Source organism: Flavobacterium sp. LMO8, from assembly GCF_009495755.1.
Lineage (GTDB): Bacteria > Bacteroidota > Bacteroidia > Flavobacteriales > Flavobacteriaceae > Flavobacterium.
In genome coordinates this window covers 66511-84847 of record NZ_WIBJ01000033.1, presented here as the reverse complement: position 1 = coordinate 84847, position 18337 = coordinate 66511, and the positions used below count along the sequence as shown (strand labels likewise).

21 protein-coding genes are annotated in these 18337 nt (G+C 31.0%); 12 read left to right on the top strand and 9 right to left on the bottom strand.

The annotated features are described in order from the left end of the window. Positions 1 to 1296: glycosyltransferase family 4 protein (locus GFJ94_RS11900; RefSeq protein WP_370513832.1), on the top strand; the 1296-nt coding region annotated here is incomplete at its 5' end. A 91-nt stretch (positions 1297 to 1387) separates the two neighbouring features. Here GFJ94_RS11900 and GFJ94_RS11895 read toward each other — a convergent pair. From GFJ94_RS11895 to GFJ94_RS11880, 4 genes are all read right to left on the bottom strand, one after another. Then, positions 1388 to 1969, bottom strand: a complete 582-nt coding sequence (locus tag GFJ94_RS11895; protein WP_153201749.1) for a tRNA-(ms[2]io[6]A)-hydroxylase — start codon at positions 1967 to 1969, stop codon at positions 1388 to 1390. 132 nt (positions 1970 to 2101) lie between these two features. Beyond that, complete coding sequence (locus GFJ94_RS11890) at positions 2102 to 2638, bottom strand: hypothetical protein (protein ID WP_153201748.1); 537 nt, start codon at positions 2636 to 2638, stop codon at positions 2102 to 2104. A 16-nt stretch (positions 2639 to 2654) separates the two neighbouring features. Beyond that, entirely contained in the window at positions 2655 to 2936 is a 282-nt protein-coding gene (locus GFJ94_RS11885) for a hypothetical protein (RefSeq protein ID WP_153201747.1), read from the bottom strand. 174 nt (positions 2937 to 3110) lie between these two features. Next, on the bottom strand, positions 3111 to 3785 hold the full coding sequence (locus tag GFJ94_RS11880; protein ID WP_153201746.1) for an OmpW family protein: 675 nt from the start codon (positions 3783 to 3785) through the stop codon (positions 3111 to 3113). 139 nt (positions 3786 to 3924) lie between these two features. Here GFJ94_RS11880 and smpB point away from each other — a divergent pair, with 139 nt between their 5' ends. Beyond that, positions 3925 to 4377: an SsrA-binding protein SmpB gene (smpB, locus tag GFJ94_RS11875; RefSeq protein WP_153201745.1), complete on the top strand. Its 453-nt coding sequence runs from the start codon at positions 3925 to 3927 to the stop codon at positions 4375 to 4377. 8 nt (positions 4378 to 4385) lie between these two features. Continuing rightward, positions 4386 to 4748: a helix-turn-helix transcriptional regulator gene (locus tag GFJ94_RS11870; RefSeq protein ID WP_153201744.1), complete on the top strand. Its 363-nt coding sequence runs from the start codon at positions 4386 to 4388 to the stop codon at positions 4746 to 4748. On the opposite strand, the gene GFJ94_RS11865 is transcribed toward GFJ94_RS11870, so the two are convergent. Further along, positions 4749 to 5390: a protein-L-isoaspartate(D-aspartate) O-methyltransferase gene (locus GFJ94_RS11865; RefSeq protein ID WP_153201743.1), complete on the bottom strand. Its 642-nt coding sequence runs from the start codon at positions 5388 to 5390 to the stop codon at positions 4749 to 4751. It abuts the gene before it with no gap. 98 nt (positions 5391 to 5488) lie between these two features. On the opposite strand from GFJ94_RS11865, the gene GFJ94_RS11860 reads away from it, so the two are divergent. From GFJ94_RS11860 to GFJ94_RS11820, 9 genes are all read left to right on the top strand, one after another. Then, on the top strand, positions 5489 to 6454 hold the full coding sequence (locus GFJ94_RS11860) for a Gfo/Idh/MocA family protein (RefSeq protein WP_153201742.1): 966 nt from the start codon (positions 5489 to 5491) through the stop codon (positions 6452 to 6454). Positions 6455 to 6857: 403 nt separating this feature from the next. Continuing rightward, on the top strand, positions 6858 to 7748 hold the full coding sequence (locus tag GFJ94_RS11855; protein ID WP_133607522.1) for a 3-hydroxyacyl-CoA dehydrogenase family protein: 891 nt from the start codon (positions 6858 to 6860) through the stop codon (positions 7746 to 7748). A gap of 65 nt (positions 7749 to 7813) precedes the next feature. Further along, a complete protein-coding gene (locus GFJ94_RS11850; RefSeq protein ID WP_153201741.1) occupies positions 7814 to 9061 on the top strand; it encodes a DUF1015 domain-containing protein in 1248 nt (415 codons plus the stop codon). Between the two features lie 86 nt (positions 9062 to 9147). Beyond that, complete coding sequence (locus tag GFJ94_RS11845; protein WP_153201740.1) at positions 9148 to 9708, top strand: hypothetical protein; 561 nt, start codon at positions 9148 to 9150, stop codon at positions 9706 to 9708. After that, positions 9683 to 10348, top strand: coding sequence for a YggS family pyridoxal phosphate-dependent enzyme (locus GFJ94_RS11840; RefSeq protein WP_153201739.1), 666 nt, complete (start codon positions 9683 to 9685; stop codon positions 10346 to 10348). Before GFJ94_RS11845 ends, GFJ94_RS11840 begins: the two co-directional genes overlap by 26 nt. Positions 10349 to 10404: 56 nt before the next feature. Further along, the gene (locus GFJ94_RS11835) at positions 10405 to 11766 is read left to right on the top strand and encodes an exonuclease domain-containing protein (protein ID WP_153201738.1); all 1362 of its coding nucleotides are present in this window, start codon (positions 10405 to 10407) and stop codon (positions 11764 to 11766) included. 18 nt (positions 11767 to 11784) lie between these two features. Beyond that, positions 11785 to 12612 (top strand): ion transporter, encoded by an 828-nt coding sequence (locus tag GFJ94_RS11830; RefSeq protein WP_153201737.1) that lies wholly within the window; start codon positions 11785 to 11787, stop codon positions 12610 to 12612. A 1-nt stretch (position 12613) separates the two neighbouring features. Then, positions 12614 to 13540: a tRNA (adenosine(37)-N6)-dimethylallyltransferase MiaA gene (gene miaA / locus GFJ94_RS11825; protein ID WP_153201736.1), complete on the top strand. Its 927-nt coding sequence runs from the start codon at positions 12614 to 12616 to the stop codon at positions 13538 to 13540. Between the two features lie 2 nt (positions 13541 to 13542). Continuing rightward, positions 13543 to 14268, top strand: a complete 726-nt coding sequence (locus GFJ94_RS11820) for an acyl-[acyl-carrier-protein] thioesterase (RefSeq protein ID WP_153201735.1) — start codon at positions 13543 to 13545, stop codon at positions 14266 to 14268. 88 nt (positions 14269 to 14356) lie between these two features. On the opposite strand, the gene GFJ94_RS11815 is transcribed toward GFJ94_RS11820, so the two are convergent. The 4 genes from GFJ94_RS11815 to GFJ94_RS11800 form a co-directional block, all read right to left on the bottom strand. Beyond that, positions 14357 to 15055 carry a response regulator transcription factor gene (locus GFJ94_RS11815; RefSeq protein WP_153201734.1) on the bottom strand — a complete coding sequence of 233 codons (699 nt, stop codon included), beginning with the start codon at positions 15053 to 15055 and terminating at the stop codon, positions 14357 to 14359. 21 nt (positions 15056 to 15076) lie between these two features. Continuing rightward, positions 15077 to 16660, bottom strand: coding sequence for a sensor histidine kinase KdpD (locus tag GFJ94_RS11810; RefSeq protein ID WP_162523860.1), 1584 nt, complete (start codon positions 16658 to 16660; stop codon positions 15077 to 15079). A 71-nt stretch (positions 16661 to 16731) separates the two neighbouring features. Beyond that, entirely contained in the window at positions 16732 to 17319 is a 588-nt protein-coding gene (gene coaE / locus GFJ94_RS11805) for a dephospho-CoA kinase (RefSeq protein WP_153201733.1), read from the bottom strand. A 3-nt stretch (positions 17320 to 17322) separates the two neighbouring features. After that, positions 17323 to 18321, bottom strand: a complete 999-nt coding sequence (locus GFJ94_RS11800; RefSeq protein ID WP_153201732.1) for a glycosyltransferase family 2 protein — start codon at positions 18319 to 18321, stop codon at positions 17323 to 17325. Positions 18322 to 18337 lie beyond the last annotated feature (16 nt).

Below are 18337 nucleotides of genomic sequence, written 5' to 3'. Positions count from 1 at the left end.
TTTACTTTTTACTTTTTACTTTTTACTTTTTACTTTTTACTTTTTACTTTTTACTTTTTACTTAATAACTATATTTGTCACATGAAGCATTTAGTCATCATAGGAACCGTTTGGCCCGAACCTAATTCAACCGCAGCGGGTAGCAGAATGTTGCAACTCATTTCGTTGTTTCAAAAGCAAGATTATGAAATAACATTTTTGTGTTCGGCTTCAAAATCCGATTTTTCGTTTGATTTGAGTCAGATTTCGGTTAAAACCAAAGCCATTCAACTGAATGATAGCAGTTTTAATACCGAAATTACTGCATTAAATCCAAATGTTGTCCTTTTTGACCGATTCATGATTGAAGAACAATATGGTTGGCGTGTGATGGAAAACTGTCCGAATGCTTTACGAGTTTTAGACACTGAAGACTTACATTTTTTACGAAAATCCAGAGAAATTGCATTCAAGCAAAATCGCGAGTTAGTTTTTGAAGATTATATTTCGGATGTTTTTAAACGCGAGATAGCTTCCATTTATAAATGCGATTTGACTTTAGTGATTTCAGAATACGAAATGCAATTAGCAACACAAACATTCAAAATTGATGCTTCTATTTTATATTATTTACCTTTTTTATCAGAAGAAATTAATCCAAATGTTCCAAAATTTGAAGAAAGACAACATTTTGTAAGCATTGGTAACTTTTTACATGAACCTAATTGGCAAACCGTTTTAGCCTTAAAAAAATATTGGAAATCAATCAAAAAGAAACTTCCTGAAGCCAAACTTCATATTTATGGCGCATATGTTTCAGAAAAAGTTAAACAATTGCACAACGAAAAAGAAGGTTTTCTAGTTAAAGGAAGAGCCGAAACTGTCGTTGATGTGTATTCAAAAGCTAAAATTTTGTTAGCACCAATTCCTTACGGAGCGGGTTTAAAAGGTAAATTATTTGAAGCTATGCAATTGGGACTGCCTTCAATAACCACAAAAATGGGTGCCGAAGCAATGAACGGAAATTTAAATTGGAACGGATTTATCACTTCAGACGAAGATGAATTTGTAGAAAAAGCAGTCGAATTGTATACCAATAAATCACTTTGGGAAACCGCTCAAAAAAATGGTTATGAAATCATTGAAAAACGTTTCAAAAAGGAATTGTTTACCACTGATTTTATGAATAGAATTGAAGCACTTCAACTATATTTAAAAACGCATAGAAATCGAAATTTCTTAGGGCAAATTTTGCAACATCAAAGTTTACAAAGCACTAAATATATGAGTAAGTGGATTGAAGCAAAGAATAGTTAGGAGTTAGACCTTTTGTCATTCCGAAACAAGTTCGGAATCTGCCTATTAAACAGAGATGCTGAAACAAGTTCAGCAAGACAAAGAAATCATTTTACCCATGTATAGTCTCTGATTTCCCGTAGCTTTCTATGACTTTTGCTTCAAATTCTAACCATTCTTCCCAACGCTTTTTAACGTCGTAACCTTCTTCTGCTAATTCGTGAGCAAATTGTAAAAAAGAAGTATAATGATTGGCTTCCGAAATCATTAATTCTCTATAAAAAACTGCTAATTCTTCGTCTTGAATATTATCGGAAAGTACTTTAAAACGTTCGCAACTTCTGGCTTCAATCATTGCTGCAAATAACATACGCTCAACAATTAAATGCTTGCGATTTCCTGGCTTCATAAACTTGAATAAATCGTTTACATAACTGTCTTTTCTTTCGCGACCTAAAACCCAACCACGTGCTTTGATAATTTCGTGCACTTGTTCAAAATGATCTAATTCTTCTTTTGCGATTGAAGTTAACTCAGTAGTAATTTCTGTGAATTCAGGTAACAAATTAATTAACATCATTGCATTTGATGCCGCTTTGATTTCGCACCAAGCGTGATCAGTTAGGATTTCTTCTAAATTTCCTTCAGCTATGTTGGCCCATCTTGGATCTGTTGGTAGTTTTAATCGAAACATTTTAAAGTTTTATGATAAAGGAGTCTTACTTTTTTAATACTTTAGTTTAATAAAATCAAACCATTTTTATCAATTTAAATGAAAATTATTATGAAAGTTTAAAGTTAGACAATATTAAATTAGGTAAGAAAATTAGTCAATATACGTTTTATTACCATTTTTGTTGATGTAATATTTTCCACCTCTTGGACCTGTGAATACTTTTTTACCTTTATATTCCCCAGTTACTTTGTCCTTAATTTTTCTCTCATTTGCAATAGAAAGCGCTGTTTCCTTTAAACTTTCTTTCTCTTTATCAATTGCTCCTTTTATAGATTTCTTTTCTTTAGAAACCTTTTCTTTTAAGGCTTTTTTATCTTTGGCTACTTCTTTTTTAATTGCTTCCTTATCTTTGTCAATTGTTTTATTTACTGCTTTCTTGCTTTTAGCAACTTTTTCTTTTATAGCCTTCTTATCTTTGGCAACTTCTTTTTTAATTGCTTCCTTGTCTTTAGCTATTGTTTCATTTACTGCTTTCTTGCTTTTAGCAACTTTTTCTTTTACAGCTTTCTTATCATTAGCAACTTTTTCTGTTGATGCTTTTTTAACTTCTTTAGTTGCTTTTGTTTCTTGTGCTAAAACACCTAATGTAAATAAAAGGGAAAAACCCAAAAGAGTGATTTTTTTCATAAGTAATCAAATTAAATTAAACAATTTTATGTATCCTATTTACAGGAATTACAACGCCTTGCTTTAAAATTACTCGGCTGTCAGTAACACCCCAAATAGTAGTTTCAACCATTTTTTTTGATTTATCATCTTCAAAGTAAATTTTAATTTTAACATGCTCCAAATTACCTAAGGAAAGCGCTCTATCTAAATCATTTTTACGTCCTGATATATCTTCTTTATCTTCTAATACATCCGATTTTGGAAAATTTAAAGATGCTATTAATTCTTTGTCTATCAACTCAAATGCTGTATTCATAGTTTAATTGGTTAGGTTAGTTTTATAAAATTAAAAAAAAAACTAATTAAAGTTACTTTTTTTCTCTTTTATTTCAAACCTAAAAATAACTTCAAACAATTAACAAAATATATTCATAAAAAAAAGACCACTTTTCAGCAGTCTCTTTTTTGAATAAAACTATGTGATAAACAATTAGAACTTCATACCAACACCCACTCCAATTAACCAAGGATTGATATCTACTTCAGCTGGAATACTTAATCCTGGTGCTAAATTTGAAGCATCAACAGTTACATCAGTGCTTAAAAATAAACGTTTAACATCTAAATTTATAAAAAAGGTATCGTCTAACATTAAATCAAAACCCACTTGTGCCGCGTATCCTAAAGCATTATCATATTCTATACCAGCAACACCACCTGATTTTACGTTATAGAACAATGTATAATTTACACCAGCTCCAATGTATGGTTTAAAAACCTTTTGATCAGAAGTGTAAAAATGGTATTGAGCCGTTAATGTTGGAGGCAATAACCAAACACTTCCTAAATTCACATCACCAGCTGCTGTATTAATTGCTTTTACATCATGTTTTGCAGTTCCTAAAATTAACTCAGCAGCAAAATGTTCTGTAAAGAAATAAGTGAAATCCAATTCAGGAATTAAGGCATTTGAAATAACAACATCACCACCGATAATACCAATTTTAGCGCTTTCATCTGGAGCTACTCCAACAGCTCTTAAACGAACTTGCCATCTTTTAAATTCATTTGATATTGACTCTTCTTTTGTTTCGTTATCTTGTGCATTTACAAAATTTACTGTCATTAAAGACATTGCCATTAAAGCAAAAACTATTTTTTTCATTTTTAATTAGTTTTAAATTATAAGTCAAAGATATTGAGATGTAAAAACCTAAAAACTGATATAAATCATAGATTAAAAATTATTTATGTGCCATTATCGTTTTAAAATGCTACAATTTTGATTTACATTTGTAGTCCTTATGCAAAAGACCGTTAACATACTTAATAAACGTGCTAAATTCGATTACGAAATTTTAGACAAATACACCGCTGGAATCGTTTTAACCGGAACCGAAATCAAATCGATTCGTTTGGGGAAAGCTGCTATTACTGAAAGTTTTTGCGAATTTAATGATGGTGAGTTATTTGTAATTAACTCACACATCGAAGAATATTTATACGGAACACACTACAATCATAAAACGAAAAGCGAGCGTAAACTTCTTTTAAACAAGAAAGAATTAAAGAAATTATTTAAAGATTCTGATAACAAAGGGTTGACAATTGTGCCACTTCGTTTGTTTACCAATGAAAAAGGATTGGCTAAATTAGATATTGCCTTATGTCGTGGTAAAAAGAATTACGATAAACGCGAATCGTTGAAAGAACAAGACACCAAACGCGATTTAGACCGAATTAAGAAAAGTTTCTAATCATATTTATGAAAGAAATTTTAAAACAAGCTCGAATAGAAAAAGGTCTTTCCACAAGAAAGCTAGCGGAACAAGCAAAAATTGACCAAGCTCTAATTAGTAAGTTTGAAAACGGATTTCGCATTCCTACAAAAAAACAAATCCAAACGCTAGCACAAATTTTAGAAATCGATTTAAAGCCTTTATTAGTAGCTTGGTACAAAGTAAAACTAGATCATAATTTCGATTTAAATCCATTTGCGATTCAAGCCATTACAGAAATTCTTCAAGAAAAAGGCATCGAAGTTGGTAATTCATCTAAAGAAAAAGAAATCACTTCCATACTAGACGAATTGGAAGTTTTGAAACAAAAATTAACGAATCTTCGCTAATTAATTTTTGTTTTCCAAAAGCGGTACAAATCGAAAATCACCAAATTCATGCTTCTCAAATTGCGTTTCGTTTTTACGAATCAACAACGTCATAATTTGTTCTTTTTCTCCTACTGGAATAACTAACCTTCCTCCTACTTTTAATTGTGCCATCAAAGGTTGTGGAATAAATGGTGCTCCAGCCGTTACAACTATACTATCAAATGGAGCCGATTCTGGCAATCCTTTGTAACCATCACCAAAAATTAACTTTTTAGGACGAATATTTAATTTTGGTAACAAAAGAGAGGTTTTCTTAAACAAATGATTCTGACGCTCTATTGAAAACACATTAGCGCCCAATGCAAACAGAACTGCAGTTTGATAACCGCTTCCGGTTCCAATTTCTAATATTTTATGATCTTTTTCAACTTCTAATAATTGCGATTGAAAAGCCACAGTATAAGGTTGCGAAATAGTTTGATCAGCTCCTATCGGAAATGCCTTGTCTTGATAGGCAAAATCTTCAAAACTAGAATCTAAAAACAAATGACGAGGAATTTTACCAATAGCAGCTAACACGTTTTTATCGGTAATTCCTTTGTCTTCCAACTGTTTTACGAGCTGATTTCTAAGTCCTTGATGCTTATTAGTATCTTTCAATTTGGGTACGAATTTATTTTGTAAAAATAGAAAACAAATTGTCAATTATCAATTAAGATTTATCAATTAATTTCTATTTTTGTTGAAAATACTTTTTTATGCTTAAAGTTGGAGTTTTAGGTGCTGGTCACCTTGGAAAAATACATTTGAGATTATTAAATCAATCTGAGAAATATGAATTAGTAGGCTTTTACGATGCTTTTGAAGAAAACGCCAACAAAGTAGCAGCCGAATTTGGTTATAAAAAATTCGATTCTATTGCCGAATTAATCGCTGCCGTAGATGTAGTAGACATTGTAACGCCAACCATGCAACATTTTGATTGTGCGAAACAAGTTATCGAAGCTGGAAAGCATATTTTCATCGAAAAACCAATTTCAAATACCGTAGCAGAAGCTGAAGAAATTATCGCTTTAGCTAATAAATACAATGTAAAAGGTCAGGTTGGACATGTAGAACGTTTCAATCCTGCGTTTACTGCTGTGAAAGATAAAATCAAGAATCCAATGTTTATTGAAACGCATCGTTTGGCAGAATTCAATCCTCGTGGAACGGATGTTCCTGTGGTTTTGGATTTGATGATTCACGATATCGATGCTATTTTGAGCGTTGTAAAATCGAAAGTAAAATCAGTAAATGCAAGCGGAGTTGCTGTAATTTCTGATTCTCCAGATATTTCAAATGCACGTATTGAATTCGAAAACGGTTGTGTCGCGAATATTACTTCGAGCCGTATTTCTATGAAAAACATGCGCAAATCGCGTTTCTTCCAAAAAGATGCTTATATCTCTGTTGACTATTTAGATAAAGTATGTGAAATCGTTCGTATGCAAGATGCGCCAGAAGTTCCAGGTGATTTTGATATGATTTTACAAAATGCAGAAGGCGTAAAAAAACAAATCTATTTTGACAATCCACATGTAGATGCCAACAATGCCATTTTAGATGAATTAGAAACATTTGCAGATGCTATCAATAACAACAACACACCAATCGTAACGTTAGAAGACGGAACCGAAGCATTACGTGTGGCGTATCAGATTATTGATTGTATGAAAAGATAGAAACATAAATGACTAGAAAAGAATTTATTATAACACTCATCGAGAAAAAACTAAAACCTTTACTATATTTAATAGTTTTAGCTTATTTTGTTATCTATATTTTTAACATAGTTAACAACGATACAAGTAATGATGTTAATAGCATTTTCAATCTAATATTTTTAGTTTCTATACTGTTTTTGATTTTAGGAGTTATAAAATACATTATTGACTCAATAAACTATAATTTGCCTAATTCAGCTAAAAATATTTTGGTATACTTATCAAAATTTTTAAATATGGTAAGTTATTTCGGCTTATTTTTCATTGCTTATTTTTCGTATGCAGAAGGGAAATTTATCCAAACAATTTTAATAACATCAGCTATAATTTATTTAACATATACAAAAATTAAAAAAACAAAATGAACACAATCGCAGTAATCGGAGCAGGAACTATGGGTAACGGAATTGCTCATACTTTCGCGCAAAGCGGATTTACCGTAAAATTAATCGATATTTCAGACAAATCATTAGAAAAAGGAATGGCAACTATTGCAGCAAACCTTGATCGTATGGTTACAAAAGGAACTATTACGGAAGATGATAAAATAAAAACGATAGGAAATATTATTACTTACACAGACATCAAAGATGGTGTTGTAGGTTGTGATTTAGTTGTGGAAGCTGCTACAGAAAACGTAACTTTAAAAATGAACATCTTTAAACAATTGAGTGATGTTTGTGACCATAACGTAATTTTAGCTTCTAATACTTCTTCAATTTCTATTACGCAAATTGCAGCACAAGTTGTTCATCCTGAAAGAGTAATCGGAATGCACTTTATGAATCCAGTGCCAATTATGAAATTAGTTGAAATCATCCGTGGTTATTCTACTTCTGATGAAGTGACTAAAATTATCATGGATTTATCAGTTAAATTAGGAAAAACTCCAACAGAAGTAAACGATTATCCAGGTTTCGTAGCTAACAGAATTTTAATGCCGATGATTAACGAATCGATTGAAACGTTATACAACGGAGTTGCTGGCGTTCAAGAAATTGATACCGTAATGAAATTAGGAATGGCGCACCCAATGGGACCATTACAATTAGCTGACTTCATCGGATTAGACGTTTGTTTGTCTATCTTAAACGTAATGTACGACGGATTCAAAAACCCAAAATACGCTCCATGTCCGTTATTAGTAAATATGGTAATGGCTGGAAAATTAGGAGTTAAATCGGGAGAAGGTTTCTACGATTACTCAGAAAGCAAAAAAGCAGAGAAAGTTTCGAAACAATTTTCTAAATAAAGTGAAAAGTGATTAGTAATTAGTGAATAGCTAGTTACTAATCACTAATTACTAATCACTCAAAAATGGCCAAAATAAAACCTTTCAAAGCAGTTCGTCCGGTAGCCGATAAAGTTGCCTTAGTTACTTGCAGAACGTACGACGATTATAGTTCGGCTGAGCTTGCTGCTTGGTTGAATTTTAATCCGTATTCATTTTTGCATGTGATTCATCCTGCTTATGCTAATGCGCAAAAAATGTCGTTAGAAAAGCGTTTTAAAGCCGTTGCCAATAAATATCAAGATTTTAAACACGACCAAATTCTAATTGAAGAAGAACATCCTGTTTTTTACTTGTATGAAATCCAGTCAAAAGGACAAACATTTAGTGGAATTATTGCCGGAACTTCGGTAAAAGATTACCAAGATAATGTGATTAAAAAACACGAAGATACGTTACAATACCGAGTGGAATTGTTCAAAGATTATTTACATCAAACGAATTTTAATACCGAACCCGTTTTAATTACGTATCCCGATAGTGTAGAAATCAATACCTTTATTGCGTTGCGAAAAAAGAGTAAACCTGTTTACGAATATTCGACTACCAATAAAGAAAAACACACGCTTTGGAAAATTGATACGCAATCTGAAGTAGATTGGTTGCAAGAACATTTTGAAAATATTCCGAATTTGTATATTGCCGATGGACATCATCGTTCGGCTTCAGCGGAATTGTTATACGAACAAGACAAGCATTTGGGCAATGAAAATCTGAATTATTTCATGAGTTTCTTAATTGCCGAAAGTAATGTAAAAATCTACGAATTCAACCGATTAATTCGCGATTTGAATGGTTTTAGTAAAGATGATTTTATCAAAAAATTATCCAAAAACTTCATCATTAAAGCAAAAGACCAAGAAATTTGGAAACCCCAAAATAAGTTTGAATTTGGTATGTACTTAGATGGTAGTTTTTATGCTTTATTTTACAAACAACAAAACACTGAATTGTCAAATCGAGCGGAGTCGAGATTAGGTGAATCTATTTTAAACAATTTAGATGCCCAAATTTTATACGATAAAGTCCTTTTCCCATTATTAGGCATCGAAGATTTACGTAACGACGAACGAATTGATTACATTCCGGGAAAACAATCCATTTCAGCCATAAAAGATTTAATCGACGAAGGCGAATTTGAAGTAGGCTTCATCCTCTACCCTTCCGACATCAATGAAATCAAAGCATTAGCCGATAACAATTTAATCATGCCGCCAAAATCAACTTATATTGAACCGAAGTTTAGAAGTGGTTTGGTGGTGTATGAGCTTTAATAGAGTTGGGAGTTTGAAGATGGAAGTTGGGAGTAAAGAAAATGAACAGAACTTTGTCATTTCGACAAAGGAGAAATCGCATAAAAATGAAAAAAATAATATTCCTCTTATTGTTTGTAAATTTTTGTTTTTCGCAAGAAGATAAAATTAGTTGGCAAAAAATTGATAGTATCACTAACGTATTATCTCCTACATTTACAGAAATAAAAACAATTGAAAACTACTTAAAACCTGAAATTTTCAAATTAGATTCTATTGAAATAAAAGGCAAATCAAGATTTGAAATTGAGTACTACTTTTTTGATGACCTAAACATATCAAAAAAAATAGAAGTTTATGATAGAGAAAATTTAAAAAAAGTAAAATATCATTATTACATTTTATATGAAGACAATAGTTCACAAGAAATAGAAGTAGACATTTATTTCCGTGAAAAAAAAATATTTTTTATAATTGTCAATGATATATATAAAAAAGGAAAAACAAAACTTGTAAAAAATCAGAGTTTTAGTCCTAGTAGAATGAAAAAAGAACCTAAAATTGAGTTAACTTTTTGTGATGATGTAGAATCTTGGCTTAACGAAAAAATAAACGAAATTTCATCAACATTAATAGAGAAAAATGTCAATCCAACAAAACCTCAATAACATAAAATCCCAACTTCCCAATAACGTTACCTTAGTTGCGGTTTCAAAAACCAAACCTGTAGCCGATTTAATGGAAGCTTACAATGCTGGGCAACGCATTTTTGGAGAAAACAAAATCCAAGAAATGACCGACAAATGGGAAGTCATGCCAAAAGACATCGAATGGCACATGATTGGTCACGTGCAAACCAACAAAGTCAAATACATGGCGCCTTATGTGAGTTTGATTCACGGAGTTGATAGTTTGAAATTATTGCAAGAAATCAACAAACAAGCGGCTAAAAATAATCGTGTGATTGATTGTTTGTTACAGATTTATATTGCAGAAGAAGAAAGTAAATTTGGATTAGACGAACAAGAATTGGAAGAGATTCTGAAACTAGTTCAGCATGACAAGGATAATTTTAAAAACATCAGAATCGAAGGTTTAATGGGAATGGCAACGTTCACAGAAAATAAAAACCAAATCGAAAAAGAATTCAAACATCTGAAAACGATTTTTGATAAACACAACCAACTTGAAACTTCAAACTTGAAACTTGAAACCCTTTCAATGGGCATGTCGGGCGATTATCAACTTGCAATTTCATGTGGAAGTACGATGGTTCGAATTGGAAGTAGTATCTTTGGAAGCAGATAAAAGAAAATAGACATAAAAAAGACTAATCACTATTCACTAATTACTTATCACTTTTTTTGTACGCAATAATTGACATAGAAACCACTGGAGGCCAATTCAACGAAGAAGGAATTACCGAAATCGCCATTTATAAATTTGATGGTCATGAAGTAATCGATCAATTCATTAGCCTAGTAAATCCTGAAAAGCCAATTCAACCTTTTGTGGTGAAATTGACTGGGATTAATAATGCCATGCTTCGAAGTGCTCCAAAATTTTATGAAGTAGCGAAAAGAATTATCGAAATTACAGAAGGCTGCGTTGTCGTAGCTCATAATGCATCTTTCGATTATCGTATTTTAAAAACTGAATTCAGACGTTTAGGTTACGATTTCAAAAAACAAACCCTTTGTACCGTTGAATTAGCTAAAAAGTTAATTCCAGAACAAGAATCGTATAGTTTAGGAAAATTAGTTCGTGCCTTAGGAATTCCTATGGCAGACAGGCATCGTGCGAGTGGTGATGCTTTGGCTACAGTGAAATTATTTAAAATGTTGATGGTAAAAGACGTTGAGAAAGAAATCGTAAAAAGTTTCATTAAAACGGAAATCAAATCAGGTATTTCTCCAAAACTATTGGATATTGTCGAAAATTTACCTTCAAAAACGGGAATCTACTACATACACAATGAGAAAGGCGATTTGATTTATATAGGAAAAAGTAAAAACATCAAAAAACGCGTCAACCAACATTTCACAGGTACTTCAAGCAAGAGCAAAAAAATACAACGCGATGTGTATGCAGTTACTTTTGAAGAAACGGGTAGCGAATTGATTTCACTTTTAAAAGAAAGTGAAGAAATCAAAATTAATAAACCTATTTATAACCGAGCACAACGCAAAAGTATCTTTCAATATGCATTGTACATGCATAAAAATGAAGAAGGCTATTTGGCTTTAAACGTAGAAAAAGCAGATGGTCGTAAAAAAGAAATCACCTCTTTTACTACATTACAAGAAGGAAGAAACGCCTTATTTAAAATTACCGAAAAATACAATTTGTGTCAGAAAATAAATGGTTTGTACATCACAAAAAACGATTGTTTTCAGCACAAGATAAAAGAATGTAATGGTGCTTGTATTGGCGAAGAAACTCCAGAAAGCTACAACGAAAGAGTAAAAGAATTTATTGAAGAAACTTCTTTTGAAAACAACAACATGGTCATTATCGATCGGGGTAGAACTTTTGATGAACGAAGTGCTGTTTTAATCGAAAATGGAATTTATAAAGGCTATTGTTTTTATGAATTAAATTATCAAGTAAGTAACATTGAAATTTTAAAAAACATCATTATTCCAATGCAAAACAATCGTGATGTAAAAACGATAATTCAAAGCTATTTACGTAAAAACAAAGTGTATAAAGTAATTCATTTTTAATTGCTTAATTTTGTTGTCATGAATGAAATTAAGTCAAAATACGAAGTTTTTAAACAGAAAGCCCACATTATCATCTACGGCACTAATACCGTTGCTGGACGACTTTTTGATTTAATTTTATTAGGCTTAATTTTACTAAGTGTGGTATTAGTAATGCTAGAAACCGTAAAAGGATTTGATGCAAAATATCACGCTTATTTAGTGTTTTTTGAATGGGTTATTACCGTATTTTTTACTTTAGAATACATTTTACGAATTATTACCATAAAAAAACCAATCAATTACGTTTTGAGTTTCTACGGAATCATCGATTTGATTGCGATTTTACCTATGTATTTATCCTTTTTCATTACTGGAACCAGTGTATTTGCAGTAATTAGAGCATTACGATTGTTACGATTATTCAAAATTTTAAATCATCCACAATTCAATAATCAATCTACACATTTAAAAGAATCACTAATTGCCAGTCGAGGCAAAATATTGATTTTCATGTACTTTATGTTAATTAGCACCATTATTATTGGTTCTATAATGTATGTTGTTGAAGGCGAAGCAAGTGGATTTACAAGTATTCCAACTGGAATATATTGGGCAATTGTTACATTAACAACTGTTGGTTATGGCGATATTTCACCCGTTACGCCACTCGGTCAATTTATAGCATCGTTTGTAATGATAATGGGTTACGGAATTATCGCGGTTCCTACCGGAATTGTCTCTGCCGAATTTGCAAAAAGTAAACCATCAGTCAAAGAAAGTGAAACCAAAGTATGTCAAAATTGTGGCAGTCACGAACATTATGTAAACGCGAAATTTTGTCAAGATTGCGGACACGAATTATAAAATGAATTACCTAATTACCATTATCGGACCAACAGCCATAGGAAAAACGGCGCTAAGTATTGCTTTGGCACAACATTTTGGTTGCAATATTATTTCGTGCGATAGTCGTCAGTTTTTTAAAGAAATGAAAATTGGTACGGCTGTTCCAAGTGAAGAAGAATTAGCCGCTGCAACACATCATTTTATCCAAAATAAATCGATTTTTGAAAGTTATTCGGTTGGTGATTTTGAACAAGAAGCTTTATCAAAATTAGACGAATTATTTCAGAAAAATAACATTCAAATTATGGTGGGCGGTTCAGGTTTATATGTAGATGCCGTTTTAAAAGGATTTGATGATTTTCCTGATATTGATAACTCAGTTAGAGATACAATTAATGCAAAATTTGATGATTTAGGAATCGAATATTTGCATCAACAATTACAAGAATTAGATTCGGAATATTATACAAAACTTTCAGTTGAAAATCCGCAAACCTTACAAAATCCGCAACGCATGAAACGTTTTGTTGAAGTTTGTTTGGGAACTGGAAAACCGTATTCAAGTTTTATTGGAATTCGAAAGAATGAAAGAAACTTCACTCCAATTATTATTGGTTTAGAAGCAGATAGAGACGTAATGTATGACAAAATCAATCAACGAGTTGATATCATGCTAAATGAAGGACTTTTAGCAGAAGCGCAATCACTATATCCACATAAACATTTGAATGCTTTACAAACCGTTGGTTACAGAGAATTATTCGATTATTTTGATGGAAAAACAACATTGAATTTCGCCATTGAACAAATCAAAATGAACACACGCCGCTTTGCTAAAAGACAAATCACTTGGTTTAAACGTTCTGAAAATGTAAGTTGGTTTGATTATTTGACTGATAGAAAAGAGATTATTACAACAATAGAATCACAGATTCAAAAATTATAAAAATGCCCATATCACCCAACTTTACTTCAATTTTAGAACAAGAATACGAAATCAATTTTCTGCAATGCTATCCAAATGGTTTGCTGAAATTTACTGATTTATGCAATATTTTTCAAATTACTGCTGGAATTCATGCCGATTTAGGTGGAATTAGTTTTAGTGATATGCAAGAACATCACCAAGCTTGGGTGATGAGTAAAATGCGTTTGGAAATTATCAGTTTACCAAAATGGAAAGAGAAAGTAACCGTAAAAACTTGGATAAAATCGTTAGAAAACTCGCGTTCAACTCGTTGTTTGGAATTGTATCGCGGGGATGAAAAATTAGTTGGTTGTGAAACCTATTGGGCCGTTTTAAATACTCAAATTAGAAGACCTGAAAATTTAGCATTAGCTCACGAACATTTCATAAAATATCCAGAACACAGCGCTACTGAAAAATCGGTACAACGAATTAATTTGGATGTTCCGTTTGAAAAATTGGCAGATTACAAAGTTCAGTTATCCGATTTAGATATTGTAAATCATGCTAATAATGTAAAATACTTGGAATGGTGTTTGAATACTATGGATAGAAAATTCGTCTTAAAACAACACCTAAAAGGTTTTGAAATGAATTTCTTGAAAGAATTAAATTTAAATGATGAAGTTGTGATTTCGAAAAACGAAAATACATATGTCATTGCGAAAGATGATAAAATTTGCTTCGCATTAGAAATAAACGAATAAAAAAACTCTGTACTAATTTAAAGACAGAGTTTTTTAAAGTATAATATTGAGATTCTGAAACAAGTTCAGAATGACGTAAGGCATTTTGTTATTTTTTGATTACCAATCTAAAACCTTCTCCGTGAATGTTTAAGATTTCTACGTTTTCATCTTGTTTTAAGAATTTTCTCAATTTAGCAATGTACACGTCCATACTTCTTGATGTGAAGTAGTTGTCGTCTCTCCAAATTTTAGTTAACGCTAATTCTCTTGGCATTAAGTCATTTTCGTGAAGCGCTAACATTTTTAAAAGTTCGCACTCTTTTGGTGACAATTTAATTGGTTCTTGACCTGGAAAAGTTAAGAAACGTAATTTTGAATTTAAGTGGAATTTACCAATTTCGAACTCAAATTTAGTTGTATCTGGTTTTACTTCCGATGCTTTTCTTTGAATAATGGCTTTAATTTTCATTAAAAGTACTTCCGAATCAAACGGTTTGTTTAAATAATCGTCTGCTCCCACTTTATAACCTTTTAAAACATCTTCTTTTAATGTTTTAGCTGTTAAAAAGATAATTGGCACATCTTGGTTTTTCTCACGAATTTCTCTCGCTAATGTGTAACCATCTTTATATGGCATCATGACATCTAAGATGCATAAATCATATGTATCCTTTTTAAATTTTTCAAATCCTTCCATTCCGTTTTTGGCTAACGTAACATCAAAATCATTTATCATTAAATAATCTTTAAGTACGGCGCCAAAATTAGGATCGTCTTCAACTAATAATATTTTTTTTGCTTCCATAGTAATTGTGTATGTTATTTTTTAATTTATCAATGGCAATTTTATAATAAAGGTACTACCCTTTCCTTTTTCACTTTCAACGAAAATTTGTCCGTTGTGATCTTCTACAATTTGTTTTACATAAGACAAGCCTAAACCATGTCCTTTTACATTATGCAAATCACCTGTATGTTCTCTGTAAAATTTCTCAAAGACTCTTTTCTGAGCCACTTTACTCATTCCTGCTCCTTGATCTTGAATTTTGATTACAATAAAATCTTTAATATTTTCTGTAAACACGTCAATAATAGGTGCTGAAGGCGAGTATTTAATTGCGTTATCTAAAACATTTACCAAAACATTAGTAAAATGAACTTCATTTAAAAGAATAGTATTTCGCTGTGCATTAAAATGCTGGTGAACGACACCTTCTCTATCTTCAACAATTAAACTTACATGTTCAATTGCATCTTCAATAATTTCTGTAACATCTCTTGGTTCTTTTGAAATGTCTAACTCGTTTTTCTCTAATTTAGAAATACGCAACACATTTTCAACTTGAGCATGCATTCGTTTGTTTTCTTCTTTTATCATTTGAAGGTAACGTTGTACCTTTTCTCTATCATCAATAATTTTTGGATTTTTTATAGCATCTAAAGCTAAATTAATAGTAGCAATTGGCGTTTTAAACTCGTGTGTCATATTATTAATGAAATCGGTTTTAATTTCAGAAATTTGCTTTTGCTTGATTAACTGATTTAAAGCACTTGAGTATGTTAAAACGATAACCAATGTAAACAACAAAGACAAACTTGATATTCCAATCAACGATGAAAAAACGAATTTATTTTTATGAGGAAAACTAACTAACAATTGATATTTTGAAAGTCCTTCATTGTCTTGAAAAACTGGAATTCCGTATGTTGTATTAATATCGTATTTAAAATCTTCTGAACGTACTTTTGTTGCTAAACCATTACTATAAATACCAAACTCAAAAGGTGTTTCTACTCCATATTTATTTAATTCAGCCTTTAAATATTTTCCTAATTGTTCAGTTGAAACTCTTTCTTTTAATGGTTTTAATGACACTACATCTTTAAAAGCAACTTCAAAATTGGCTTTATCTAAACTAGAAACATTTCCTGATTTTTTTACAGTTATATCTGGAAAAGAACGCATTTGCAAACTTCCATCATTAATTGAATTTCCATTATAAATTTCAGTTTTTCTCTTAGAAACTACGTTTCCAAAATTGACAGAATTTGCATTTTTATCAAAGAACGAACCGTTTATACCATAGTTTTCTGCTACTAAAGTATTAGTGTAAATTATCGTTTCATTAGTTTTTTTATCGCGTTCGTAGAAATAAATTTCTTTTAATTCATCTTCTTTTGGAACTTTTCCAGTACTATCAATAATTTTGTTGTAGTGATTATAGAAAGCAACTAACTCCTTTTCTTTGATTGTATTAGAAACATTTCCTAAAACTTGCTGAACGTGGTATTTAAATTCTTCTTCATTTTTATCCAACGAAGTAGAAATCCAATACAATTGAACTAAAATGATGCCAATTAATGATAAACTCATTAAAAAGACTAATAATCTAAACCTTGTCTTATTCATCGAAGCAAATTTAACATTTTAACATTTCTTGTTAAAATACATTAACCAAAGATTAACATAAAAACCTTTTTTTAAAGTTTTGCTAAAATTTTAAGAATATTATCGGTTTCTGACAATGTGTTTTCTAAAATAATATTTTCAATCACAAAATCACTTAATTTTATTTTGTCAGATTCGGGAAATTGATTTTTTATTCGTGCTAAAACACTTTCTCTTGTTACATGGTCACGTTTTATAGTTCTATTAATTCTAACTTCTTCTGGTGCAGTGATTAAAATAACCTTATCACATTGTTTATTTCCACCGGTTTCAAATAATATAGCGACCTCTTTAATTACAAATGGAAAATTTTTATATTTTTTTAACCATTTTTTGAAATGAACTTGTACTTCGGGATGTACAATGGTATTTATTTTTTTTAATTTACTTGGATTATTAAAAACGAGTTCACCAATCATTTTTCGATTTAAAGTTTCATCAGCATTAAGAACAGATTCTTCAAACAAATTTTGAATTCTTTGTTTCACATCTGCATTTTCCATTATTTTTTTGGCTTCATCATCAGCAATATAAACTGGAATTCCTTTTGAAGCAATATAATTTGCTACGGTAGATTTTCCACTTCCAATACCACCTGTTAAACCAATAATTTTTGTCATAACTTATTTTTTAAAAAACAACTCCGGAAATGCTTTTTGAGGCTCTTGTTTTAAGACCTCAACTCTATAGTATGAAAGTAAAAATCCTTTTCCGTAACCATAAAACTGAATTACCATAGCCCATACTGAATATAACGCGATTTTAAGATTTTTATTAGTTAGTAGAGAATTTATGAAAAGTATAAAAAAGTACAATCCATATAAACCGATAAAGAAGTAGATATTAAAAAAAACTACTAAAACAGAAAACAAAAAGCCTAATAAAAATAGACTTGGAAACCAAAATGTGATTTTTTTATGTTCTGGATACCATGAATTTAAGATTGGACGCGCTTTCCCAAATTTATTGACTTGGATTTGGAATTTTTCCCAACTGATTCTTCTTTTATGATACACAAAAGCATTTTTAATTAACTTGGTTTTAAAACCCAAATTCCATAATCGAATAGATAAATCAGGATCTTCACCTGGGTGGATATTTCCAAAACCATTTGAAGCTTCAAAAGCCTTTTTAGATAATCCCATATTAAAACTTCGCGGTTGAAATTTATCAACTTTTTCACTTCCACCTCTAATTCCTCCGGTAGTTAAGAAAGAAGTCATAGTAAAATTAATAGCTTTTTGTATGTCTGAAAAGGAATCTAATGCCGCATCGGGACCTCCAAAACAATCAACATAATCTTCTTCTAAACTTTGCTGAACTTGTATTAAATATTCTTGAGGAATAATACAATCTGAATCTAATATTATAAAATAGTCGCCATTTGCAACATTCATTCCATAATTTCGAGAATCACCCGGACCTGAATTTGGTTTGAAGTAATACGAAATAGTTAATTTATCAGTATACTTTTCAATTATATTCTGACAAGGAATAGATGAACCATCTTCAACAATTACAACTTCAAAAGGGATAGAAGATGTAAATTTTGATAAACTTTCTAATAATTCATCAATCTCATCTGGTCGATTATACACTGGAACTATAAACGAAAAATACATATCCTTTTTTTTACAA